The organism is Kitasatospora sp. NPDC056076, from assembly GCF_042266305.1.
Classification (GTDB): Bacteria; Actinomycetota; Actinomycetes; order Streptomycetales; family Streptomycetaceae; genus Kitasatospora.
Map to the genome: position 1 here is coordinate 137035 of NZ_JBHJWG010000008.1, position 20608 is coordinate 157642.

The following is a 20608-nucleotide window of genomic DNA, read 5'->3' on the forward strand; positions in this document are numbered from 1 at the left end:
CACCACAGCGAAGGGCAAAACCGGGGCTTGACGTGCACGCAGAGTAGCCACACGTCACCCGCTCATGCCCGCATGACCATCGCTACGCGCGGTTGGATCGTCCTCCACGATCCGAACAGCGAAACCTCCTACACCGCCGGCCTCACGGAGTACGGAATGCCTGAACTGGCCATCGACTCCAAGGACTCGGCCTTCAACGAGAGCGTCCTGAACCAGGCCGCCGAAGTGCTGCTCGCCAACGTCGGAAACGCCGTTGCCGGAACCGTCCTTGAACTCCTGCCACCACCGAATCCCATGCACGCGCGCCTGCGACCTCGTCGCACCTGCACTCTCCCAGAGCTGTGCCACCTGTACCCCCAGGCCGAGGCCATGGACCTCGTGCGCTGGCTACCCACCGACCCCACCAACACGACCCGGGCCCAAGCGGTCCGGTGCATCGCGGAACTCGGACTTGCCGTCATCACCGACCCGGGCGGCCTGACCTACACCCTCGGCCTCACGGCCGCCGGCCTTCCCGAACTCGTGTACCGCGCGACCGACGACACCCAGGACTACGCCTTCTTCCTCGTCTTCGAAGCTGGGAAGCACGCGCTCGCCGAAGGCGGTCCACCAACGGTAGGCATCCCGTTCAACCCCAGTTTCGGAACCAGACCGCTTGTCCCCAGATTGCTTCGGGATACCTCTCAACTTACCGGCGTGCACGATCTTTTCGGCGAAGATTTCGTAGCGTTGGAGCTAGAAAGCGCTCCCTGAGCTGCAACCCGTGACCCAACCTCACCGAATCGGATGATGCGTCAGCAGAAGTCGCACATCACGCCCCCACCACGGGCCGCTCACCCGGCGCACGGACCTCCGTCGAACTACCGTTGGTGGCATGAAGAAGGTCCCCTCCGTCCTCGCCGAAATTTCGCCACTGCCGGGCGAGCGGAACGATTCGCCAGCCACCCCCGCGGACCCGGCGACAGTCCTCGTACCGGACTGGATCGATCCGGATTCCGCGGCCTGGATTCTGCACGACCAGGCACGTCGCGGACTGCTCGCACTGGACCTGTCCGGCGGCCTGCTCCTGGTCCCGACGCAGGATCTCCCATGACACCGGGCCGCGACGCTCCCCCTCGCGTCGCGCGGTTCACCGGCTAGGCGGACTACAAGGCTGCCGCCGTCCACAGGGGCCTGGGGACCTCGGTAGGAACGGGCGCTGAACGCAGCGGAGCCCTGTCCCGGCGGCCGGGATGGGCGCGCGAATGTCGGTCTCAGAACGCCAGTTGGTAGCGCGGCGCCAGGGTGTAGCGGAGTCCTTGGAGGAACGCCGGGCCGAAGCGGGCGAACGAGTCGTCCCAGACAGCGTCGGGAGCGTCCAGGGGCGGACTGCAGTCGCGGCGCAGTCGAGCCCAGGTGGTGGTGATGGGATCCGCGGTGTCGGTGAGGTCGTGACCGAGGGCTTGCAGGCGGGTGTCCCAGACGGTGGTGATGTCGCGGCCGGTGCCGTCGTGGCGGTTGAGAAGGTCCTCGATCTGGGAGCGTGTGACCTGCGAAGGTGCCGTATCGGTCTCGGCGGCGATCAGGTAGAGGCCGAGAGCGAGGGCTTCTCCGCCATCGGCGAGGATGGGCCCCTCGATGGTCATCCGTTGTCCGGTCCAGATCGGGGTCACGAGAACGAGGGCGCGGTCCCAAGCCTGTGCCCATAGGGCCGGGCCGGTGACTGCCGCTGTGGCGCGGCAGCCGTACAGGACGTCGAGCACGAGCATGGGGCGGTCCGTCCTGGTCGGGGTCAGGGGGTGCCGGCGGGAGCGCCGAGCGGGACGTCGAGGAGGTGGCTCCAGCGGATGGAGGAGTGGCCGTCGTGCCATTGGGATACCAGCGAGATGCTGGTGACGGGCACAGTAACGGGGGCTGCCTCCACATCGGACAAGCGGGCTTTCAGCGTGGTGCGGTCGGCAAGGTGGCCATCGGGTCCGGCGTAGGCGATCGAGCTGTGCGGGTACCACTGGGTGGGGATGAGCGGCCACCGGTCGCCGACGACCTCGCGATTGGCACGGGCGGTCATCTCCCAAAGCCTCCGCGCGGGCGCGCCCGGGTAGCCAGCGCTCTCCAGCGCGACGTTGCCGACCGACACGCGGCCCAGGATCAGATCGAAGGGCTCGATGTCGGCCGCGAGATCCCGGACCCGGCCGACGATCGCCGTGAGTTCGTTGTCGGTCACGTCGTCCACCACGCCGGCGTGGAGGACGGTGATGTGCAGCCACTGCGGCGGCACTGGGTGCAGGCCCGGGGTCGCGGCGATGTCCCGGTAGGGGCCGACGAGCTGTTCGGCGGCCTGGGGTTGGGGCAGGATGTGCCAATGCAGGTCGCGGCGACCGGTCGGCCAGGCGTGTTCGCGCTGCTGCACGCGGGAGAAAAAGTCGTCCACGCGCGGACCTTAGCTTCCGCAGCTGCGACCCGGCAGCAGAACGCCGACATCAGCGTCCCTCTGCGGTACTACCAGTGTGCCCTGCGGCGGTGGGAGGATCGCGCCATGACGACTCTGGAGATCAAGTCCGCCGCCTGGCAGGGCGCGGGGGGCCCGGCTGCGTGGGACGCCGCATGGGACCGCACCCGCATGATTCTGAGCACCCGACCCGCTTGGGAGGACGGGCCGCTCGATTACGAGATGGCCCACGGTGACGGCGAACTGGCGGCCGCGGCGTCCGCGCTCGCGATGGCCTTCTACCTCCTGGCCGCCCAGACCAACGTCCCGGTCACCGCCATCCAGCGCGAACAGGTGGTGCAGATGCAGGGTGCCAACCCGTCCGAGACCCTGACGGCCTGGGAGGAACAGCTTCTGCGCCTGGGCCACGACCCGCAGGCGCAGGACGACCCTGTCTCATCCCGCTGGCGCGTCCTGCGAGTCGACTACGACGAGCAGCGCACCGGCCCGAGCTCCGAGGAGTGGGACCTCGACTCGCTCGCCAGCCACGGCGTCGCCCTGGTGGAAGGGCTGCGGCGTGTGCTGCGCGACGGCTGGGGGGAAGTCTGAGCCCGCGCTGAGCGCGCCAGAGTCCCGCGCCGCGGAACCGCCGCCGTACGGGTGATCGGGCCGCGTGTCCAGCTGAGACGATCACGACCTGGTGCTCCGGTTCGAGCATGACCCGTACACGACTGTTCCACCCGGCCAAGTTCGCCGGCCGCCTGCTCGCCGTCCGGCCGCTGTCCTACTTCCAGGACCCCACCCACGGCGACTGCCTGCGCTCCGACATCGCGACCGACGACGACGTCCACCGCGATCTCGTGGTGCGCTCCGGAGGCCTCGTCAACCAGTGGTACACCTGGATCGGAGCCGGGCCCGTGGTCGGCGTCCTCGGCCAGACCGGCTCGGGCTACTCGACGCCCTGGACCCTGCACCCCACGCCCGAGAGGGACCGCCCCGACGTCGAGAAGCTGCTCTCCCTCGACCACGTACGCCAGTGGCTGGAGCCGCAGCCCGAGGAAGCCCCCTTCTGACCCGCGAGCAGCACCGGGCGCCCCGGGACGGCCGCCGGCCGTGCACCCCCTCGGGCACGCCCTGCTACAGCACTCCCCACCGGCAGTACGGATCGCCGGGGAACTGCGCCGCGTTCGTCAGCGTGACACCGCACAGCACAAGGCTCTTGACCTCGGCCGGGCCCGGCCCAAGCTCCGCACGCGCATACCTCAACTCGCCGTTGTGGGCCGCGACGGCCAGCGTCGCAGCAGCGTCGTCGCCGAGCACCCCGGTGGCCTGCAAGCGCGTGCCGTCCCACTCGGCATCCAGCACCTCACCGACCTTCACGCGTTCGTCGCCATCCAGGCGCCACAGCGGCAGCGGGAAGTACACGGCGTCCAGCACCCAGTCGTCGAGCACGCGCCCGTCGACGTCCGGCTCCTGGAGCTGCGCGAGGGCGCCGTACCAGTGCTGCCGCTCCACCCTCTGCATGGGGATGTCCTCGGTTTCGCTGTACGGCATCAGCCGCCCCTGCCACTTCGGAGCCACCGACCCCGGAGGCAGCGGAACACCGAGAACCTGGCCGCCGGGGTGCACCTCGATCTCCCAGGCCAGCGCGGCAGCCGACGAGACCGAGCGGCCGGGCACGATGGCGACGCCCAGGTGCTGCTTCTCCCCGTAGAAGGAGAGCCACCACAACGGCCAAGGGTCGCGTACGTCATCGCTCATACCAGCCGAGCGTATCGGCGCCCGAAGCGCTGGAACGCGACGGTGCGCTCTGCCACGCTGACCCCCATGAGCGACACCGACCACATCACCATCCGCAGCGCCCGAGCAGAAGAAGCCGACCGCGTCGTCGAACTGCTGAGCATCGCCGAACCCCAGCACCTCGCAACAGCGTCCGGGATGCGCACCCTGCTGCGCGCCGGGGACCCCGCCGCCGGCGGACAGACGCTGGTGCACATCGTCGTCGCCGAAGCCAGCGACCACAGGCTCGTCGGCGCGGCCATGGTGGGTCCCGCCGCCGCCAGGTGGGCACACGAGGTCGTCACCAAGGCGCGGCCCCTGCTCGGGGACCACTACGCCGACCTCTTCCCGCGCGTCGTCGCCGAGCTGTCCGAGATCGCCGTCGAAGAACCCTATCGTCGGCGCGGCATCGGGCTGCGGCTGATGGAGGCCGCCGTCCACGCATGCCTGACGAGCCGTTACCGGCTGATGGTGTGGTTCTTCCGCCCCAAGGACAAGGGCGCCGTCGCCTTCTACGAGAGCATCGGGGCGACGTGCCTCGACGTGCACGAGGACCTGGTCTTCGCCTCGCCGTCCGAAGAGGGCGTGTTCGGCCGCGGCCTCCAGCACGGCAAGCTCCGTGCCGGCCTGATCCCCCTGGTGTCGAACATCTACTTCGGGAACCTGAACTCGACCGGCAAGCGGTGCGTCGTCGGCCTCTGGAACGGCGTCCCCGGGGAGGCCGCCAACGTGCCGGCGACGTTCGCCGCAGGCTGACCAGAATCGTCCGAACGGACTACCTTCCCGGTCAGCGCAGCGACACCCACACGCCCGTCCGGGGCATGCCACGGCACCCCGTTACGTTCTGGATCATGGCCAACACCCTGCCGTGGACCAGCGTCCAACCGACCCCCACCACCCTCCCCTCCACCCCCGCGCAGCGCAGGCGCATCGCGCTGATCGTCACCAACGAGAGCCGCGACATCTGGGTCTGGCGCGGCAGCCACGGGGCGCAGTACACCGCGCTGGACGTCGCGGACGTCGCGCCGAACACCGACCCCGCCGTGACGGCGCGCCGCTGCGCAGCGGCAACATTCGGGATCCTCGGGTGCGGGCCGCGGCTGCGGCTCGTGGCCTGGCGGCCGCCGGCACCGGAGGCGGCCAACGCGTGGACGCACGCGTTCGCCTACACGTGCGTCAGCGGCCACGAACCGGACCCGGAGTCGGCGGCCGGCGCCGGGTCGTGGGCCGACGACGAACGGCTCGCCGTGCTGGAGGAGTACTTCGACCCGGGTGTCAGCGAGACGCTGCGCTGCTACGCCCTGGTGTCGGAACACCGGCGTGATCTGGCGCGGCGGCGCTGACCTCGGACTGGGTCATGCTGGCGGTACCGGGTGGGCGGCCCGGTCGACCGAAGGAGTCCTTCTCGTGGTGCTGCCTGCTCGCCTTCCGCGCCGTGGCCTGTTGTTCTTCGTGACCGCTGTCGTCGGGATGCTCACCGTGGTGCTGGCCGGGTTTCTCCCGCACGTGCTGGATTCGACGCCCGAACCGCAGGTGAAGTACGCGGCGCTCGGCGACAGTTTCAGCGCCGGGACCGGCAGCGGCGGCTACGACGAGACGTCCGGGAACTGCCTGCGCTCGCCCCGGGCGTACGGGCCGCTGTGGGCCGGCGCCCACCATGCGGGCGCGTTCCAGTTCCTGGCCTGCTCCGGGGCGCTGGTGCAGGACGTCCTCGACGAGCAGGTCCCGCAGCTGTCCCCGGACGCCACGATGGTGACGCTCAGCGCCGGCGGCAACGACGCGGCCTTCGTGCCGGTGGTGGCCCGGTGCACCTTCGGTACCGACGAGGACTGCCAGGCCATCAGCTACGAACTCCAGAACCGGATGCGCCAGGAGTTCCCCGCGCTGCTGCGCCCGCTGTACCGGGCGGTGCGGGAGCGGGCGCCGCACGCGCGGCTGATCGTGGTCGGCTACCCGCTGCTGTTCGACACGCAGTCCGAGTGCCCGGCGTCGCTGAGCCTGGCCAAGCGCTCCGCCCTGGACCAGGCCACCGAGATGCTGGACACGGTGACGCGCGACGCGGCGGTGATGGAGGGCGCCGACTTCCTCGATCCGCGGCAGAAGTGGGGCGACCACGCGGTGTGCTCGGCGCAGCCGTGGGTGAACCCGATGGTGCTGCCGGCCTCGGACAGCTACCACCCGAACGCGATCGGGCAGCGGGTGTACCTGGAGCAGCTGGAGGGGGTGCTGAACCCGGCGCGGCGCGCTGACTCGTTTCCGGTCGAGGAATCATGAGGGGCGCCGCGGAAGGCATTCTCTGATCAAATTCAGGAATTGATCAACCGGCCTGTTTTTGATCTCCGGAATTTGATCTCCACCGTGTTTTCCGTGACACGAGGGTACTTCGCTCGTATGGCCGTACCTCCCCCCAGTGAACAATTTCCGGTTCTACCGTCCCGTTATGGGCCGTCAAGGTGATCGGCCCTTTTCGGAGCGATGTGTAGGACAGGCGGACATGCGGTTCCTGGCTCAGAAGATCGAAATCGTGCCGGTCGATTCCATCAAGCCGTTCCCGGGGAATCCCCGGCGCAGCGATACCGGAATGATCAGAGCTTCTCTTGACGAGAACGGGATGTTCGCGCCCGTCATCGTGCAGCGTTCCAGCGGGCACATCCTGCACGGCAACCACACCTGGGAGTCCGTCAAGGACCTGGGCTCGAAGGACATCGCCGTCGCGTTCGTGGACGTCGACGACGCTGCCGCCCGCAAGATCGTCGCTGCCGCGAACCGCACGAGCGATCTGTCGACGTACGACGACCAGGCGCTGTACGACCTCCTCGCACAGATCAGCGAGGGGGACGGCGGCCTGGCCGGTACCGGCTACGAGCAGGGCGACCTGATGCACCTGGAGCAGCTGCTCGCGCCGGCCATGGATCTGGACGACGCGATCGGGGCGGCCGGCGACGACGCGGTGCCGCAGGAGTCCGACCTGTGGCCGGAGTTGAAGTTCCGCGTGCCCCCGCACGCCCGGGACGGCTTCCTCCAGCTCACGACGGACGCCGACGACGACACCGACACGGCCCGCTTCCTGGACCTGCTGCGCAAGGCCGGATGGGACGAGACCGCGGGGGTATGAGATGACCTCGCGCCCCAGGCACCTGCTGTCGTACCACTACGGCAAGGACATCCCGCCCCAGGACGTCGTCGGCCGCCTGACCGAGGCGGCCGGCGGCGTGCAGCCCGACATGATGCTCGACTCCGGGGCGTTCTCGGCGATGAACATCGGCGCGACGATCGACCTCAAGGCGTACGCGAAGTGGCTGCGCTCCTGGCAGCCCTGGGCGACGGTGGCGTTCAACCTCGACGTGATCGGCAACGCGGCTTCGAGCGCGCTGAACTACACCCGGCTGCTCGCGGAGAACACCGGCGTGCCGATCCTGCCGGTGTTCCACGCCAACAGCGGCGTCGAGCACCTACACAAGATGTGCGAGTCCGCGGACTACATCGCCTTCGGCGGCCTGGCGAACCTCAAGCAGCGCCGCGAGCAGATCCGCAAGTGGATCGCCTGGCACGCGGCGATCGCCGCCCGGCACGGCACGAAGGTCCACGCCCTCGGCGTGTCCGGGCTGGCCACCATGGACGTGCCGCTGTACTCCTGCGACTCCAGCACGTCGACCACGACGGTGCGCTACGGGCGCCTGTGGATCTGGGACCACCACCGCAAGGTCCCCCTCCAGCCGATGTACCGCGACCCGCGCGACCGCCAGCAGGTCGCGCCGTTCCTTCGTCGCCACGGCCTGACGATGGCGGAGCTGGCGAACCCCGAGTTCATGAAGCCCGGGTCGACGGTACGCAGCTACCCGGCCGACGTGGAGAAGATCCTGCGCTCGGCGGGGTACTGCCGGGCCTGGTTCGAGGACTACATCACGCGCCGACACCAGGTCGAGCCGCCGAAGTCGCTGCGGCTGTGCCGGGACCCGGGGACGAAGGTGTACTCGGCGATGGTCAACATCACGCAGCACGTCACCGCGGCGAAGGCGTGGGCCGAGACCCGGCGCATGCTCGCCGCGGAGTCGCGCATCGCCGGGGCCGGGTGACGCCGCGATGCCTTCGAGGCACCTCTTCTCCTTCGAGCGCGGGCGCCGCTACGACCCGGCCGAGGTCGTCGAGCGCATCACCGCCGCGGCCGGCGGCGTGCGGCCCGACATGATCCTCGACTCCGGAGCGTTCTCGGCGATGACGATCGGTGCGCGCAGTGACGTCGACGAGTACGCCGCGTGGCTGCGCTCGTGGCAGCCCTGGGCGACGGCAGCGTTCACCCTCGATTCGATCGGTGACCCGAAGGCGTCGGCGGCCAACCACGCCCGGCTGCTGGCCAAGGACACCGGCGTGCCGCTGATCCCGGTGTTCCACGCCAACAGCCCGCTGGAGTACCTGCACCGCATGTGCGAGAGGGAGCGGTACGTCGCGTTCGGTGGCCTCGTCTCACTCAAGCATCGGCGGCACGAGATCGGCACGTGGCTGTCGTTCCACACCCAGATCGCCGGCCGCTACGGCACCCGGGTGCACGCCCTGGGCGTCACCTCGGGCGCCACGGCGGCGGTGCCGCTGTACTCCTGCGACTCCTCCGCAGTCACCGCGTGCGTGCGCTACGGGCGCCTGTGGCTGTGGGACTCCCACCGCGCCCAGATCGTCCAGCCGAAGTACCGCTCGGCCGCCGAGCGCCAGCAGGTGGCCCGGCTGCTGCCGCGCCACGGCGTGAGCATGGCCGACCTCGCCGACCCGCACTTCATGGACCCGATGTCCACCGAGCGCAGCTGGATCGAGGACCGCAACAGGGTCATGGAGGCCGGCGGCCGGGCCCGCGCCCTGCTGGAGGACTACCTGATCCGTCGCCACCGCGTCTCGGCGCCGCCGGGGCTCGCCCGCGGCAGGGACACGGGGACGAAGGTCTACGCGGCGTTCACCGACATCGACCAGCACGAGACGGCGGCCCGCGCCTGGGCCGCCCTGCAGCCCCGCAAGGAAGGAACCCCCACGTGAGTACAGCCCGTGACCACAGCGTGGTCCTGCTGTCCGGCGGCATGGACTCCGCGACCGCGCTCGCTCTGGAGCTGGACCGCGACGACCAGGCCGTCACGGCCGTGTCCGTGTTCTACGGCCAGCGGCACCTGCGGGAGCTGGACAGCGTCGATGCGCTGGTGGAGCACTTCGGTGTCAGCCATGTGCGCCTGGACCTGTCCGGCGTCACCCGGCACATGGGGCGCGGCGGCGCGCTGCTGCACGGCGAGGACGTCCCCGAGGGGCACTACGCGGCCGACAACATGGCCTCAACCGTCGTGCCGGGGCGCAACCTGCTGTTCCTGTCGGCCGCGGCCGCGCTCGCGCAGTCCATCGGCGCCGGCCGTGTCGTCCTCGGTGTCCACTCCGGTGACCACCCGGTCTACGCGGACTGCCGGCCCGGGTTCATCCACCACGCCCGGCAGGTCGTCGAGGCGTCCTCCGACAACGCCGTGTCGCTGGGCGCGCCGTTCCTGACCTACAGCAAGGCCGACATCGTCACCACCGGCCACCAGCTCGACGTGCCGTGGCACCTGACGCGGTCCTGCTACAACGCGGGCGAGGCCCACTGCGGCCGGTGCGGGACGTGCACCGAACGCGCCGAGGCGTTCACGCTGGCTGGCGTCACGGACCCGACCGTCTACGAGGACCCCGACTTCTGGCGGTCCGTCACCGCTCCCCAGGAGGTCTGAGCCGTGGCTACCGACGTGCTCGTGCGGCACAACTTCGAGACCGGTCACCGGCTGCCGCACATCGACTCCGGCGGCAAGTGCCGCAACCTCCACGGCCACTCCTGGTGGGCGGAGTGGACGATCACCGCGGACTCCACGTCGCTGGCCGGCACCGTCGCCGAGTTCGGCTTCGTGAAGAAGGCCCTGCGCGGGTGGGTGGACGCGACGCTCGACCACGGCCTGATGCTCGGCAAGGCCGATCCGCTGCTGGACGCGTTCGACGGCTTCGAGCAGAAGATCTTCGTGTTCGGCGGCGGTGACCCGCTGGCCGAGGGCCTGGACTGGCCGACCGTCGAGAACACCGCGCGGCTGCTGTACCGGGCGGCGACGGTGCTGCTGTGCCCCGGCCAGGACACCCCGTTCAAGGTCTCCAGCGTCCGGGTGAACGAGACCCACGTGAACTCGGCGGTGTACCGGCCGTGATGTCGACTGCTGCGCTCGCCACGTGGGCGGGTATCAACCCGGCCATGACGGACACACCGATCACGCCGCGCCGCTACGACGGCCATCTGCCGCTCAACGAGACCTTCGGCCCGGTGCCCCAGGGCGAGGGCCCCTACCTCGGGCGCCGGTGCAGCTTCGTGCGGCTCGGGCACTGCAACCTGTCCTGTCCGGGCTGCGACACGGCGCGTACCTGGGACCGCGCCCGGTTCGACCTGGACGCCGAGAACCCGCTCACGCCGGTGGAGGACATCCTGGGCGCCGTCGCCCGGTACGGGACGGTGCTGACGGTGATCAGCGGCGGCGAGCCGCTGATGTGGCAGAAGACCCTGGCGTTCGACGCGTTGCTGCGCGGCCTCGGGCGCCTGGGCGTGATCCACGTGGAGACGAACGGCACGATCGCCCCCGGCGAGGCGACGGCGGCCGCGGTGGCGCACTTCACGGTGTCGCCGAAGATCGGGCCGCTCGCGTCCCCCCGCGACCCGGCCAAGCGCCGGATCCGGCCGAAGGTCCTGGCCGAGTTCGTGCACCTGGCCGCGGCCGGCCGGGCGTGCTTCAAGCTCGTGTGCGCGACGGCCGAGGACGTCGATGCCGTGGCCGAGTTCGCCCGAGACCACTACCTGCACCCGCAGACGGTGTGGGTGATGCCGTACGGGGAGAGCCCCGGCGAAGTCGCCGCCCGGCAGCCGGTGGTCACCCAGGCCGCCATGCGGCACGGCTTCAACGCCACGACGCGTCTGCACCTCATCGCCGACATGCGCTGACCGAAGGGAGTACCCGTTGAGTACCTGCATCCGTGACGGCGCCGACCTGGACATGATGGCCGACCTGGACGCCGCCGAGAAGGGCATCGAGGCGATCCTGCGGCTGCTGGGCCGTGACCCGCGCGAGCCCGGACTGCTGCGGACGCCGAAGCGCGCGGTCGACGCGCTGCTGGAGCTCGGGACGCCGCCGGACGAGCGCGGTCCGGCCGATCTCCTGGCGACGGTGTTCGACGACGTGAAGGCGTCCGACGAGATGGTGGCGGTCGGGCCGGTCCCGTTCACGAGCCTGTGCGAGCACCACCTTCTGGCGTTCACCGGGCGTGCGTGGGTGGCGTACATCCCGACCGGGCCGGTGGTGGGGCTGTCGAAGCTGCCCAGGCTGGTGGAGTACATGGCTCGCCGGCCGCAGGTGCAGGAGCGGCTGACGACGCAGATCACGGACGCGATCGCCGAGTACCTGTCGCCGCACGCGGCGTGCGTGATCCGCTCGGGGCACTCCTGCATGGGCCACCGCGGCGTGCGCAAGCCGGAGGCGGAGATGACGACCAGCTCGCTCCTCGGGGCGTTCCGCGACGACGCGGCGGCACGGGCGGAGCTGTTCGCCCTCACCCGCATGTGACCGCCGCTTCGCCGATCTCCGCGCGGTGCGGAGCTCGGCCGGTGATGGGCTGGCGCAGCGCGAGTGCCCAGGCGTGATCCCCGCGCCTGCGGGTCGGTTCTGGGCCGGGGGTTGCGTCAGCGGACGTCCGAGGGCAGATCCCGCGCGTGCGGTGCGTGCTGGGCGCCCTCGCGCCAAGCGGGCTGTCGCAGGGCCGATTCCCGCTCCTGCGGGGGCGCCGTTGAAGTCCCACGGCAGTTCCTCCTCCGGGAGGTGATCGCCGTACGGTACGGCGGTACGCCGGAGCGCATGGAGGGCTGATTCCCGCGCGGTGCGGGACGACTGCAAGATCACTGCCCCGTCGAGGCGGTTGCCGAACGGGAGATGTCCGCACGTGCGGGACTCGGAGCGCGAGTACGCCGCGGGCCGCCGGTGTCGGATCCGGGGCTCGCGGCGTCATCGTAGCCGGGTCAGCGCTGGAGTCTTGACCAGGTCTCCTGGCCAGGGAGGCCGTCCGCGTTGCCGCCGCTCCACCCCTGGTCCTTCTGGAAGGCCTCGGTGGCGCGCTTGTCGGCGTCGCCCCACTGCGGGGACGGTCCCACCTTGTAGAAGCGGCCGTAGCCCTTGGCGATGAGCCAGGTCCCGAGCATCGTCACGAAGTCGTTGACGCGGCCGGGGCCGAACTTGTCGGCGCCGGGGAACGGAACGGGATCGCGGCGCTGGGCGTCGCCGGCGGAGCCGACGACGTCGGCGAGGTCGTCGACGGAGCCGTAGAACCGCGAGGCGTCGTGCGGCCGGGCGATGCCCGGCATCGGGCCGAAGCTCTCGGAGAACTGCCAGAGGTTGTGGTCGGGCCAGGTGGGTCGGCTGCTGCGGTAGGCCGCCACCCAGGTGCGCGGGGTGGTGAACCCGGCGGCGGCCAGGTTGTGCTCACGGAAGAAGTACTGGCCGGTGTACAGCCAGGGCTGCTTGCCGAGAGCCTGGGCGACGCGCTCGCGCCATGCGGAGGCACGGCTGCTGAGGTCTCCGGTGCCCTCCTCGATGTCGAGGATCGCGAACTCGCCGGCGCGCAGGGTGCCGACGAGGGCGATGAACTCGTTGGCCTGGTCGACCATGTCGCGGCCGGGGATGGTGTAGGCGTACAGGCCCAGGAGCCGCCCGCCGGCCGCCCAGAAGCGGTCGCGGTTGGCCGGCCAGAAGTTGTCCGCGCGCCGTCCGTTGTGGACGCGGACGATCGCGACGGGGTTCCCGCCCTGGACGAAGGCGTTCCAGTTGACGTTCTCCTGGTGCTCGCTGACGTCCGGGATGATCAGCTCACTCATCGCGGGCTCCCCCGTCCTTCGGCTGCTCGGGCTTGGCCGGGAAGTACCGCTCCACGAGCCGGGTGGCGACGAGGAGCAGCAGGGAGGAGAACCCGGCGATCACTTCGGTGGAGAGGTTCATCGGGGGATCTCCGTCTCGGTGCGGGCCCGGTTCCACAGGGCGAGGTTGAGCAGGACGAGTCCGCCGATGACGCACCAGTTCGCGACCTGGCGGTCCACGGGGGCGTGGTGCTGGTCGAGACCGAACATGAGGGTGATGCCGAGGTAGATCGCGGCGCTGACCTCGTAGAGGCTCGGGCCGACGTCGATGGTGCCCACGGAGTGCGCGGCGAAGGTGATCGCGAGGAGGAGCACGAGGATGATCGCGACCCACAGGACGACGTGCACGGCTCCGTGGGTCTCTTCGGGCGGGGTGGTGAACGTGTGGCCGCGGGAGGCTACGCCCACGGCGATGACGGCCTGGGCAGCCGAGATGCCGCGTCGGGGGTCCAACACGGTTGACCTCTTTTCAGATGTTTCCGCCCTACTCGTCACAGTATGAGGGGGTCGAAGGCGCTGGGTCTCTGCTGGCTGGTGGGCCGGGATATTCGTCGCCGTGGCGACGGGAGAACGCCATCGTGTATCGGTTGGGCACCCGGGGGCTGCCGGTGTCAGCCCCCTTCCACAGCGAGATCATCAGCGGTCCGTACGGCGGCACGGAGTGCGCGGCGGTGCGGTTCCTGCCGTGCCCCGGAGGCTGCGCGGGCTGCACCCGGGCGAGCAGCTTCGAGCGCAGCCATGTCCTGGTGCCGCTGACACCGGCCGAGGACATCGCGCTCAAGGCGTCCGACCAGGGCGTGAAGGACGTGCTGCTGCTCGGGGAGAGCGTCCTGATGTGGCAGTCCGCGCCCGCGTTCGTCGACCTGGTCGCGCACCTGGGAGAGCTGGAGTGCCGGGTCCACGTCGAGACCGGGCTGCGCGAGGACATCGACGCCAGCTCCGAGATCGAGCGGTCGATCAGCCAGTTCATGATCCGCCCGGCGATCGGGCCGACCGCCGCCGTCGAGGACGTGGCCGGCCGCCGGTTGAAGATGGAGGCGATCCCCACCTTCAAGCGCCTGGCGCGCGGCGGCCGGGCGCACTTCCTGATCTACGCGAAGGACCTGTTCGACGTGTGGGACACCGCGGTGTTCGTCGCCGCGCACGAGATCCGGCCCGAGCTGGTGTGGGTGGAACCCCAGGCGCAGCGGGCAGCATCCGTGGCGACGACCAAGGCCGACCGCGCCCGTACCCAGCGGATCGTGGACGCCGCGGTGGCCGAGGGCTTCCAGATCACCAAGGACGAGATGCGACACGCCGGAGACGACGATGGATCTTGAAGGGCGCAGCGGCGCGGTCCAGGACGTGGCCGTCCTGTTCTCCTACGACCACCACCGGGATCCGGGCCGGCGTGCGGTGGCGCGGATCTTCCACGACGCGGCGGCCGGTGTGCTGGCCGAGCTCGGGGACAGCGAGGGCCTGGTGGTCGTGCTGCGGAGGCTCCTTGAGGCCAACCGCGAGGCCGTGCAGCTCCAGCTGACCGGAGGGAGCAGGTCTACGATGAGCGCGGTGGGCTCGGGGCTGGGCATGTCCCGGGAGATGGGAATCCCCGACCGCGCATAGGATTCCCCGCCTTCCCGATAACCGAATAGCAGGTCCGGAAAGCCCCGTCCTTATCAACCGGACGGGGCATTTCGCGTTCTATTCTTGGCGTGTCGCTGGCTGGTGGGCCGGACGCGGACGCGACCGTGCCCGGAGCCTGGAATGCCCAAGGACGCAGCTTCTAAGAAGCGGCTGGAGCTGGAGCCCGGCCGTGATCCGTGGGATGCCCAGCCGGGCGAGAGTCGAACGATGTTCGAGCGGTTCACCCAGTACCGCGACGCCGGCCTCAAGCGCTCCGTGCGCGCGATCGCGGAGGCCGCCGGGAAGTCCACCCAGTACATGCAGCAGGTGGCCTACCGCAACCACTGGCACGCGCGGGCGGCGGCGTACGACGCGGAGCAGCGGCGTCTGCGGGGGCTTCGGCTGGAGGCCGAGCGCGACCGCATGGTGGACGACCACATCAAGATCGCTCGGGCGATGCTGGTCAAGGCCGCGCAGGGCTTGAACGCCCTGGACGCCACGAAGCTGACGGCGACGGAGATCGTCCGGATGGTCGAGACGCTGGCCAAGCTGGAACGCGCGGCGCTCGGCGAGCCGGAGCGCACCGTGGCGGTGCAGGGCGGCGGTTTCGGGACGCCCCCGATCCAGATCACCGCGGTGCCGGCCGACGAGGCCGAGCGCGTGGAGATGCTGCGCGGCGCCCTGGAGCGCATCCAGCGGATGGCCGGCGACGAGGAGGGGATCCTCGGGGACGTCGACCTCTTCGAGCTGGAGGACGCGTCGTGACGCGCCCGGCCGGCCGCAGGGGTGAGGGGGCGTGAGCCGGCGGCCGGGCTCCCAGATGGAGGCCGCCCTGATGCGAGAGATCGCCCAGGCGCGCAAGCTCGCGGCGATGCGCGATCCGGCGACGCTGGGGAAGTACTGCGACCCGCACCACTTCAAGATCCGCGCCCACACCCGGCTCGTCGCCCGGGAGCTGGCCAACCTCGGCAACGGCTGCAACCGGCTGATCCTCTCCCAGCCGCCGCAGACCGGGAAGAGCGTGCTGGCCTCCGAGTACTTCCCGTTCTGGTGGCTGATCAGGAACCCGCGCGGCAAGGTGTTCGTCGCCTCCTACGCCGCGAGCCTGGCCATCAAGAAGGGCCGTGCGGTCCGGGAGCTGATCAAGGCGTACGGGCTGAACTTCGGGCTGTCCCTGCAGCCCGGTGACCAGGCCGCCAACGACTGGACGATGCGCTCCGGCGGCGGCATGCGGTCCGTTGGCGTCGGTGGTGGCCTGACGGGCTTCCCGGGCGTGCTCGGTTGCGTGGACGACCCGTTCAAGGACCGTGCTCAGGCGGACTCGCGCCGCTACCGGGACAAGGTGTGGGACTGGTGGTCGGGGACGGTGGTCTCCCGCATGCACCCGGAGGCCCTGTACCTGGTGACGACCACCCGGTGGCACGACGACGACCTCGTGTACCGGCTGACCGAGCAGGACGGGACGGTCGAGGAGGGCGGCAAGTGGCGGGTCATCAACCTGCCGGCGCTGGCCAGCAGCGAAGAGGACCCGCTGGGGCGCGAGATCGGTGCCCCGATGACGCATCCCGGCATCGAGGACGAGGACCTGGAGCGCCTGCTCGCGTACTGGATGGACAAGAAGGAGTCCTCGTCGGTCCGGGACTGGGCGGCGCTGTACATGGGCGACCCGAAGCCCGTGGAGGGTGCGCTGCTGTCGCGGCAGGTGTTGGCCCGGCAGCGGGACTTCAAGCACGAGGCGCGGCCGGTGGTCACCGCGGTGTCGGTCGACCCCTCCGGCGGCGGCAAGGACGAGGCCGGTGTGATCGCCGGATACCGGGACCAGGACGGCCGGGTGTACCTGACGCACGACATGTCGAAGCGGATGCCGGCCGACCAGTGGCCCCGGGTGGCGTGCGCGCTGGCGGCGCAGGTGGACGCGGACCGGCTGATCCTGGAGAAGAACTACGGCGGCGGGATGGTCGCGGTGGTGATCCGCACCGCGTGGGAGGCGCTCAAGCGCGAGACGCAGGAGGCTCTGGAAGCGCTGGCCGGCGACGGCGAGGTGGAGAAGAACCCGTACGACCGGCTGCCGCCGAGACTCGAGATGGTGAACGCCCACAAGGGCAAGCTCGTGCGCGCGGAGCCGGTGGCGCAGCAGTTCATCGAGGACCGGATCCGCTTCGCCACCTACATGCCGGACTGCGAGGAGCAGTGGGCGACGTGGCAGCCGGACGGCACGGAGTCGCCGGGCCGCATCGACGCCACGGTGCAGCTCGCGCACGCGCTGCTGCGGATGCCCGGATCGGGGGCGTCGGTGTCGGCGGCCGGTGTCGATCCCTCGGGCGGTCCGGGGCAGCCGGGCATCCCGGGGCCGGCGGGGCCGCGGGGCCCGTACGTGTAGCGCGGCGGCACGAGGTAGGTGAGGGTCTGAACGGGTGGTTCGGCAGGTTCCTGATCTTCCGTCGCCGGGGGTGTCACGGGGCGCCCACATGATCGGGCGCATGGAGAAGTGCACGCCGCATGTGCGGATCTTGGGAGAGAAGCGGGACAAGCTGGCGCGGGAGCTGCGGTCGAGGTACGACGCCGGGGCGACGGTGCGGGCCCTGTCCAAGGAGTCGGGGCGGTCGTACGGGTTCGTGCACCGGCTGGTGGCCGGGCTGGGGCCGATGCGGGCGAAGGGCGGCTCGAAGGCACGCAAGAGCGGCGCGTGAGGGAGCGCCCGCTTCGCCGGTTGGCCGGGAGTTCGGGCGCTCGGTGGATGCGGGGTGCTCAGAGGACGCGCAGCGGCGGCCAGGGCAGGAGGACCGGCACCGGGACGGCGTACACGTTGTCGGTGTTGACGACGTAGGTGACCTGGGTGTTGCCGGTGCCGGACTGGTTGGTGTTGACGTCGCCGGCGAATGCGGCCGGGGCGGCGGTGAGGGCGAGGACGAGGGCGGCGGTGGTGCCGGTGACGGCACGGAGGAAGGTACGCATGAAAACAACCTTGACCTGACCGAACCCTTTATCGCATTCCCCCTCTCACCCGTTTGCGCATTGCGCGATGGGCCTATCCGGCATGCCCAGGATCGGCGTTTCTCTTTATCAACTCGCTTTGCTCCGAAGGGATTTGGCAACTCGCCCGTCCGGGCCACGTTGAACCCAAACGGACATAACCAGACGTACCCTCCAAAATGTGTTCACTTTCCTGAATTTCGCCCTTGTTCTGGGATCGATTCTCCGGCTCACCCGCCTGGTCGTCGAGGACTCGATCACCGCCCCGCTGCGGGCCAGGGCCGCCACGGTGAAGTACCTCGGGAAGCTCGTCTCCTGCTCCTGGTGCTCGGGCTTCTGGATCTCCCTGTTCGTGGTCGCCTGGTCGTACTACGACCACGATCACCTGCTCGCGTTCCGGCTCCCCGCCTACGTCCTGACGCTCTCCTGGCTCGTCGGGATCGCCCAGCAGTGGCTGGATGCGCCGCCTCCGGACCGCACCGTCCATCTGGTCCACCACAACCAGGTGCCCCCCGGCGGCCCCACCCACCAGTAGCGGGAGGCCGACGTGGCACGCAGGCCGCTGTTCCGCATCCACCGCCAGCCCCGGGCGTTCGTCACGCCCGCCGGGCACGTGCAGAAGGCCGGCACGGCGACGATCGCCTCGGCGGTGATCATCCACACCAACAACCGCCTCGGGAAGCTGTCCAGCGCCAGCGAGTGGCAGCGCCAGGTCTGGGAGCTGTACGACCTGGTGACGGAGATCCGCTTCGGCTCCAACTGGATCGGCAACGCCTGCGGCCGGGCCCGCCTGTACGTGGGGAAGATCGACAAGGACGGCTCGTCCGGACCCATCCCCATCGAGGAGGAGGACAACCCGGACGAGTCCCTGATGACGCCGCTCAACGAGCTGTTCGGCGGCCAGCTCGGCCAGAGCGAGATGCTGAACCGCTTCGCGGTCCACCTCAGCGTCCCGGGCGAGACCTACATGGTCGGCTACGACGACCCCGACACGGGCGAGCGCGTCTGGCAGGTCGCCAGCTCCGACGAGGTCACCCCCACCGGCTACGAGACCGTCAAGGTGCGCCGCGCCGACCAGGACTGCTGGGTGGAGCTGAACCTCGCGGACGGCTCCAGCCAGCTCCTGCGCATGTGGAAGCCCCACCCGCGGATCGCCTGGCTCCCGGACTCCCCGCTGCTGTCCCTGCGCCAGACCGCCCAGGAGATCCTGGACCTGTCCGGCCACATCAGCGCCTCCGCGAAGTCTCGCCTGGCCGGCGCCGGCCTCCTTTTCCTGCCGGACTCGATCGACTTTCCCAACCCGGACCAGGCCGAAGGCGGCGTCAACCCGGCCCACAGCGACGTCTTCAAGAACATCCTCATGGAGGCGATGAGCGCGCCGATCCGCGACCGGGAGCACCCGAGCGCGATGGTGCCGATCATCATCAGCGGGCCCGCCGAGGCCGCCGACGCGATCAAGTGGATGACGTTCTCGACACCGCTGGACGCCAACGCCTCGGATCTGCGCGACGCCGCGGTGCGCCGCCTCGCCGTTGGCTTGGACATGCCCAGCGAGATCCTGACGGGCCTGGGCGACAGCAACCACTGGTGCGTTGACGAAGCAACCGAGATCCTGACGTCCGACGGCTGGAAGGACCGCGCGCAGCTCACGGTCGGGGAGCTGGTGCTGACCTGGGACCAGATCGCCACCCGCGAGAGGTGGGTGCCGGTCGAGAAGATCAACGTCTTCGAGGTCGCCGACGAGCTGATGTACCGGTTCGACCTGCCAGAGCTCAACGCCTTCACCACGGCCAACCACCGCTGGCCGGTGCGCCGCGACGGTGTCCCGACCTACGCCACCAGCGAGACGCTGGCCATAGGCGACGTGCTGCTGACGCCGGGCGGCGAGGTCGCCTTCGACCCGGCCCGGGTGAGCACCGAGCGGTTCACCGGCACGGTGTGGTGTCCGACGACGGACACGACGACGTGGTGCGCGCGCCGGGCCGGGACCGCCTACTACACGGGCAACTCCGCCTGGGCCATCGAGGAGTCCGCGATCAAACTGCACGTGGAGCCCATGTTGGGCCTCATGTGCAGCGCGCTGACGACGGACTTCTACCGGCCGGCGCTGGAGGCCCTCGGGCGCAAGGACGCCGACGACTGGGTGATCTGGTACGACGCGTCCTCGCTCGTCCAGCGCCCGAACCGCGGCCCGGACGCGCTCCAGGCCCACGACACCGGCCTCATCTCCGACGACGCCACCCGGCGCGAACTCGGCTTCTCCAAGGACGACGCCCCGTCCGAGGACGAGCGGCGCCGCAGGCTGATCGAGAAGGTCGTGCTGACCAACACGAACCTCGCGCCGGTGCTGCTGCCGGAGCTCGGCGTGGAGACCGGCGAGGCGACGGGCGGCACCGGCGGCGCCGGGATGCCGCAGGCCCCGGCCGCGCAGCCGAACGACGACCGCGGGCTGCCGCCGCAGGCCGGCGGCGCGCCGCTGGAACTGCCGCAGGGCACCGGGGTGTACGCGGCGTACGAGATGGCGGTGTTCCGGGCGCTCACCCGGTGCGGGCAGTGGCTCCTCAACCGCGGCGGCCGGAGCCTGCGCGGCCAGTTCTCCGCCATCCCGCTGTCCGACATCTACCTGCACGTGCCGGCGCGGGAGCACCAACTCGACGCGATGCTCGACGGCGCCTACGAGGAGTTCCGGCGCGCGCTGCCGGGGGCGACGTGCGCGCACGAGGCCGTGGACCGCTACGTCAGGGCGCTGTTGATCGCCGGCCACCCGCACGACGTGCGCTACCTCCAGGCGGCGATGCAGCAGTCCGGGTGCTCGCCGAGTGGGGTGATGGCCGCGGCCTAGGTGATGGACATACACCAAATGTCCTAGTTGTCTGTAAATGCCATCTTTGTTCTGGTGGGCTGCGGGCCCG

General features: G+C 70.3%; 28 protein-coding genes. 21 read left to right on the forward strand and 7 right to left on the reverse strand.

All coding sequences use genetic code 11. The features are described from left to right. Nucleotides 1-72: 72 nt before the first annotated feature. Nucleotides 73-753 carry a hypothetical protein gene (locus tag ACFC1T_RS09425; protein ID WP_375885665.1) on the forward strand — a complete coding sequence of 227 codons (681 nt, stop codon included), beginning with the start codon at nt 73-75 and terminating at the stop codon, nt 751-753. Nucleotides 754-874: 121 nt separating this feature from the next. Next, nucleotides 875-1093 carry a hypothetical protein gene (locus tag ACFC1T_RS09430; protein WP_375885667.1) on the forward strand — a complete coding sequence of 73 codons (219 nt, stop codon included), beginning with the start codon at nt 875-877 and terminating at the stop codon, nt 1091-1093. Between the two features lie 160 nt (nt 1094-1253). On the opposite strand, the gene ACFC1T_RS09435 is transcribed toward ACFC1T_RS09430, so the two are convergent. Both ACFC1T_RS09435 and ACFC1T_RS09440 read right to left on the reverse strand, forming a co-directional pair. Then, on the reverse strand, nt 1254-1748 hold the full coding sequence (locus ACFC1T_RS09435; RefSeq protein WP_375885670.1) for a hypothetical protein: 495 nt from the start codon (nt 1746-1748) through the stop codon (nt 1254-1256). Nucleotides 1749-1771: 23 nt separating this feature from the next. After that, nucleotides 1772-2410: a 2'-5' RNA ligase family protein gene (locus tag ACFC1T_RS09440; protein WP_375885671.1), complete on the reverse strand. Its 639-nt coding sequence runs from the start codon at nt 2408-2410 to the stop codon at nt 1772-1774. A gap of 105 nt (nt 2411-2515) precedes the next feature. On the opposite strand from ACFC1T_RS09440, the gene ACFC1T_RS09445 reads away from it, so the two are divergent. Further along, nucleotides 2516-3016 carry a hypothetical protein gene (locus ACFC1T_RS09445; protein ID WP_375885674.1) on the forward strand — a complete coding sequence of 167 codons (501 nt, stop codon included), beginning with the start codon at nt 2516-2518 and terminating at the stop codon, nt 3014-3016. 107 nt (nt 3017-3123) lie between these two features. Next, a complete protein-coding gene (locus ACFC1T_RS09450; protein WP_375885677.1) occupies nt 3124-3480 on the forward strand; it encodes a hypothetical protein in 357 nt (118 codons plus the stop codon). Nucleotides 3481-3544: 64 nt separating this feature from the next. Here ACFC1T_RS09450 and ACFC1T_RS09455 read toward each other — a convergent pair whose 3' ends face one another. Next, the gene (locus ACFC1T_RS09455; RefSeq protein WP_375885680.1) at nt 3545-4168 is read right to left on the reverse strand and encodes a hypothetical protein; all 624 of its coding nucleotides are present in this window, start codon (nt 4166-4168) and stop codon (nt 3545-3547) included. 66 nt (nt 4169-4234) lie between these two features. On the opposite strand from ACFC1T_RS09455, the gene ACFC1T_RS09460 reads away from it, so the two are divergent. The 10 genes from ACFC1T_RS09460 (at nt 4235) to folE (ending at nt 11781) form a co-directional block, all read left to right on the forward strand. Then, complete coding sequence (locus ACFC1T_RS09460; protein ID WP_375885683.1) at nt 4235-4942, forward strand: GNAT family N-acetyltransferase; 708 nt, start codon at nt 4235-4237, stop codon at nt 4940-4942. Nucleotides 4943-5037: 95 nt separating this feature from the next. Then, on the forward strand, nt 5038-5529 hold the full coding sequence (locus ACFC1T_RS09465; RefSeq protein ID WP_375885686.1) for a hypothetical protein: 492 nt from the start codon (nt 5038-5040) through the stop codon (nt 5527-5529). A 109-nt stretch (nt 5530-5638) separates the two neighbouring features. Beyond that, the gene (locus ACFC1T_RS09470; protein WP_375885688.1) at nt 5639-6460 is read left to right on the forward strand and encodes an SGNH/GDSL hydrolase family protein; all 822 of its coding nucleotides are present in this window, start codon (nt 5639-5641) and stop codon (nt 6458-6460) included. A 220-nt stretch (nt 6461-6680) separates the two neighbouring features. Continuing rightward, the gene (locus tag ACFC1T_RS09475) at nt 6681-7301 is read left to right on the forward strand and encodes a ParB N-terminal domain-containing protein (protein ID WP_375885691.1); all 621 of its coding nucleotides are present in this window, start codon (nt 6681-6683) and stop codon (nt 7299-7301) included. Nucleotide 7302: 1 nt separating this feature from the next. After that, complete coding sequence (locus tag ACFC1T_RS09480; protein ID WP_375885694.1) at nt 7303-8262, forward strand: hypothetical protein; 960 nt, start codon at nt 7303-7305, stop codon at nt 8260-8262. Nucleotides 8263-8269: 7 nt separating this feature from the next. Next, a complete protein-coding gene (locus tag ACFC1T_RS09485) occupies nt 8270-9208 on the forward strand; it encodes a hypothetical protein (RefSeq protein WP_375885697.1) in 939 nt (312 codons plus the stop codon). Beyond that, nucleotides 9205-9918, forward strand: coding sequence for a 7-cyano-7-deazaguanine synthase QueC (queC, locus tag ACFC1T_RS09490; protein ID WP_375885700.1), 714 nt, complete (start codon nt 9205-9207; stop codon nt 9916-9918). The genes ACFC1T_RS09485 and queC overlap by 4 nt, the downstream gene beginning before the upstream one ends. Nucleotides 9919-9921: 3 nt before the next feature. Then, a complete protein-coding gene (locus tag ACFC1T_RS09495; RefSeq protein ID WP_375885702.1) occupies nt 9922-10380 on the forward strand; it encodes a 6-pyruvoyl tetrahydropterin synthase family protein in 459 nt (152 codons plus the stop codon). A gap of 44 nt (nt 10381-10424) precedes the next feature. Beyond that, nucleotides 10425-11162 carry a 7-carboxy-7-deazaguanine synthase QueE gene (locus tag ACFC1T_RS09500; protein ID WP_375885705.1) on the forward strand — a complete coding sequence of 246 codons (738 nt, stop codon included), beginning with the start codon at nt 10425-10427 and terminating at the stop codon, nt 11160-11162. A gap of 16 nt (nt 11163-11178) precedes the next feature. Continuing rightward, nucleotides 11179-11781: a GTP cyclohydrolase I gene (folE, locus tag ACFC1T_RS09505; protein WP_375885708.1), complete on the forward strand. Its 603-nt coding sequence runs from the start codon at nt 11179-11181 to the stop codon at nt 11779-11781. A gap of 449 nt (nt 11782-12230) precedes the next feature. Here folE and ACFC1T_RS09510 read toward each other — a convergent pair whose 3' ends face one another. Genes ACFC1T_RS09510 through ACFC1T_RS09520 form a run of 3 tightly spaced genes read right to left on the reverse strand, consistent with a single transcriptional unit; the run spans nt 12231 to nt 13577 of the window. Further along, the gene (locus ACFC1T_RS09510; RefSeq protein ID WP_375885710.1) at nt 12231-13082 is read right to left on the reverse strand and encodes a peptidoglycan-binding protein; all 852 of its coding nucleotides are present in this window, start codon (nt 13080-13082) and stop codon (nt 12231-12233) included. Beyond that, entirely contained in the window at nt 13075-13203 is a 129-nt protein-coding gene (locus ACFC1T_RS09515; protein WP_375885712.1) for a hypothetical protein, read from the reverse strand. The genes ACFC1T_RS09510 and ACFC1T_RS09515 overlap by 8 nt, the downstream gene beginning before the upstream one ends. Beyond that, nucleotides 13200-13577: a hypothetical protein gene (locus ACFC1T_RS09520; protein ID WP_375885715.1), complete on the reverse strand. Its 378-nt coding sequence runs from the start codon at nt 13575-13577 to the stop codon at nt 13200-13202. Before ACFC1T_RS09520 ends, ACFC1T_RS09515 begins: the two co-directional genes overlap by 4 nt. Before the next feature lie 152 nt (nt 13578-13729). Between ACFC1T_RS09520 and ACFC1T_RS09525 the strand changes: the two genes are divergently transcribed. The 5 genes from ACFC1T_RS09525 (at nt 13730) to ACFC1T_RS09545 (ending at nt 17413) form a co-directional block, all read left to right on the forward strand. Continuing rightward, nucleotides 13730-14440, forward strand: coding sequence for a hypothetical protein (locus tag ACFC1T_RS09525; RefSeq protein ID WP_375885717.1), 711 nt, complete (start codon nt 13730-13732; stop codon nt 14438-14440). Beyond that, nucleotides 14430-14723: a hypothetical protein gene (locus ACFC1T_RS09530; RefSeq protein ID WP_375885720.1), complete on the forward strand. Its 294-nt coding sequence runs from the start codon at nt 14430-14432 to the stop codon at nt 14721-14723. Before ACFC1T_RS09525 ends, ACFC1T_RS09530 begins: the two co-directional genes overlap by 11 nt. Before the next feature lie 141 nt (nt 14724-14864). Then, complete coding sequence (locus ACFC1T_RS09535; protein WP_375885723.1) at nt 14865-15488, forward strand: hypothetical protein; 624 nt, start codon at nt 14865-14867, stop codon at nt 15486-15488. A gap of 70 nt (nt 15489-15558) precedes the next feature. Continuing rightward, nucleotides 15559-17103 (forward strand): terminase large subunit domain-containing protein, encoded by a 1545-nt coding sequence (locus ACFC1T_RS09540; RefSeq protein ID WP_375885726.1) that lies wholly within the window; start codon nt 15559-15561, stop codon nt 17101-17103. Nucleotides 17104-17203: 100 nt separating this feature from the next. After that, nucleotides 17204-17413: a helix-turn-helix domain-containing protein gene (locus ACFC1T_RS09545; protein ID WP_375885729.1), complete on the forward strand. Its 210-nt coding sequence runs from the start codon at nt 17204-17206 to the stop codon at nt 17411-17413. A gap of 58 nt (nt 17414-17471) precedes the next feature. On the opposite strand, the gene ACFC1T_RS09550 is transcribed toward ACFC1T_RS09545, so the two are convergent. Next, a complete protein-coding gene (locus ACFC1T_RS09550; RefSeq protein ID WP_375885732.1) occupies nt 17472-17678 on the reverse strand; it encodes a hypothetical protein in 207 nt (68 codons plus the stop codon). Between the two features lie 199 nt (nt 17679-17877). Here ACFC1T_RS09550 and ACFC1T_RS09555 point away from each other — a divergent pair, with 199 nt between their 5' ends. Together ACFC1T_RS09555 and ACFC1T_RS09560 are read left to right on the forward strand one after the other, a co-directional pair. Beyond that, nucleotides 17878-18231: a hypothetical protein gene (locus ACFC1T_RS09555; protein ID WP_375885735.1), complete on the forward strand. Its 354-nt coding sequence runs from the start codon at nt 17878-17880 to the stop codon at nt 18229-18231. Nucleotides 18232-18243: 12 nt separating this feature from the next. Beyond that, nucleotides 18244-20538 (forward strand): Hint domain-containing protein, encoded by a 2295-nt coding sequence (locus ACFC1T_RS09560; protein WP_375885738.1) that lies wholly within the window; start codon nt 18244-18246, stop codon nt 20536-20538. Nucleotides 20539-20608: the final 70 nt, after the last annotated feature.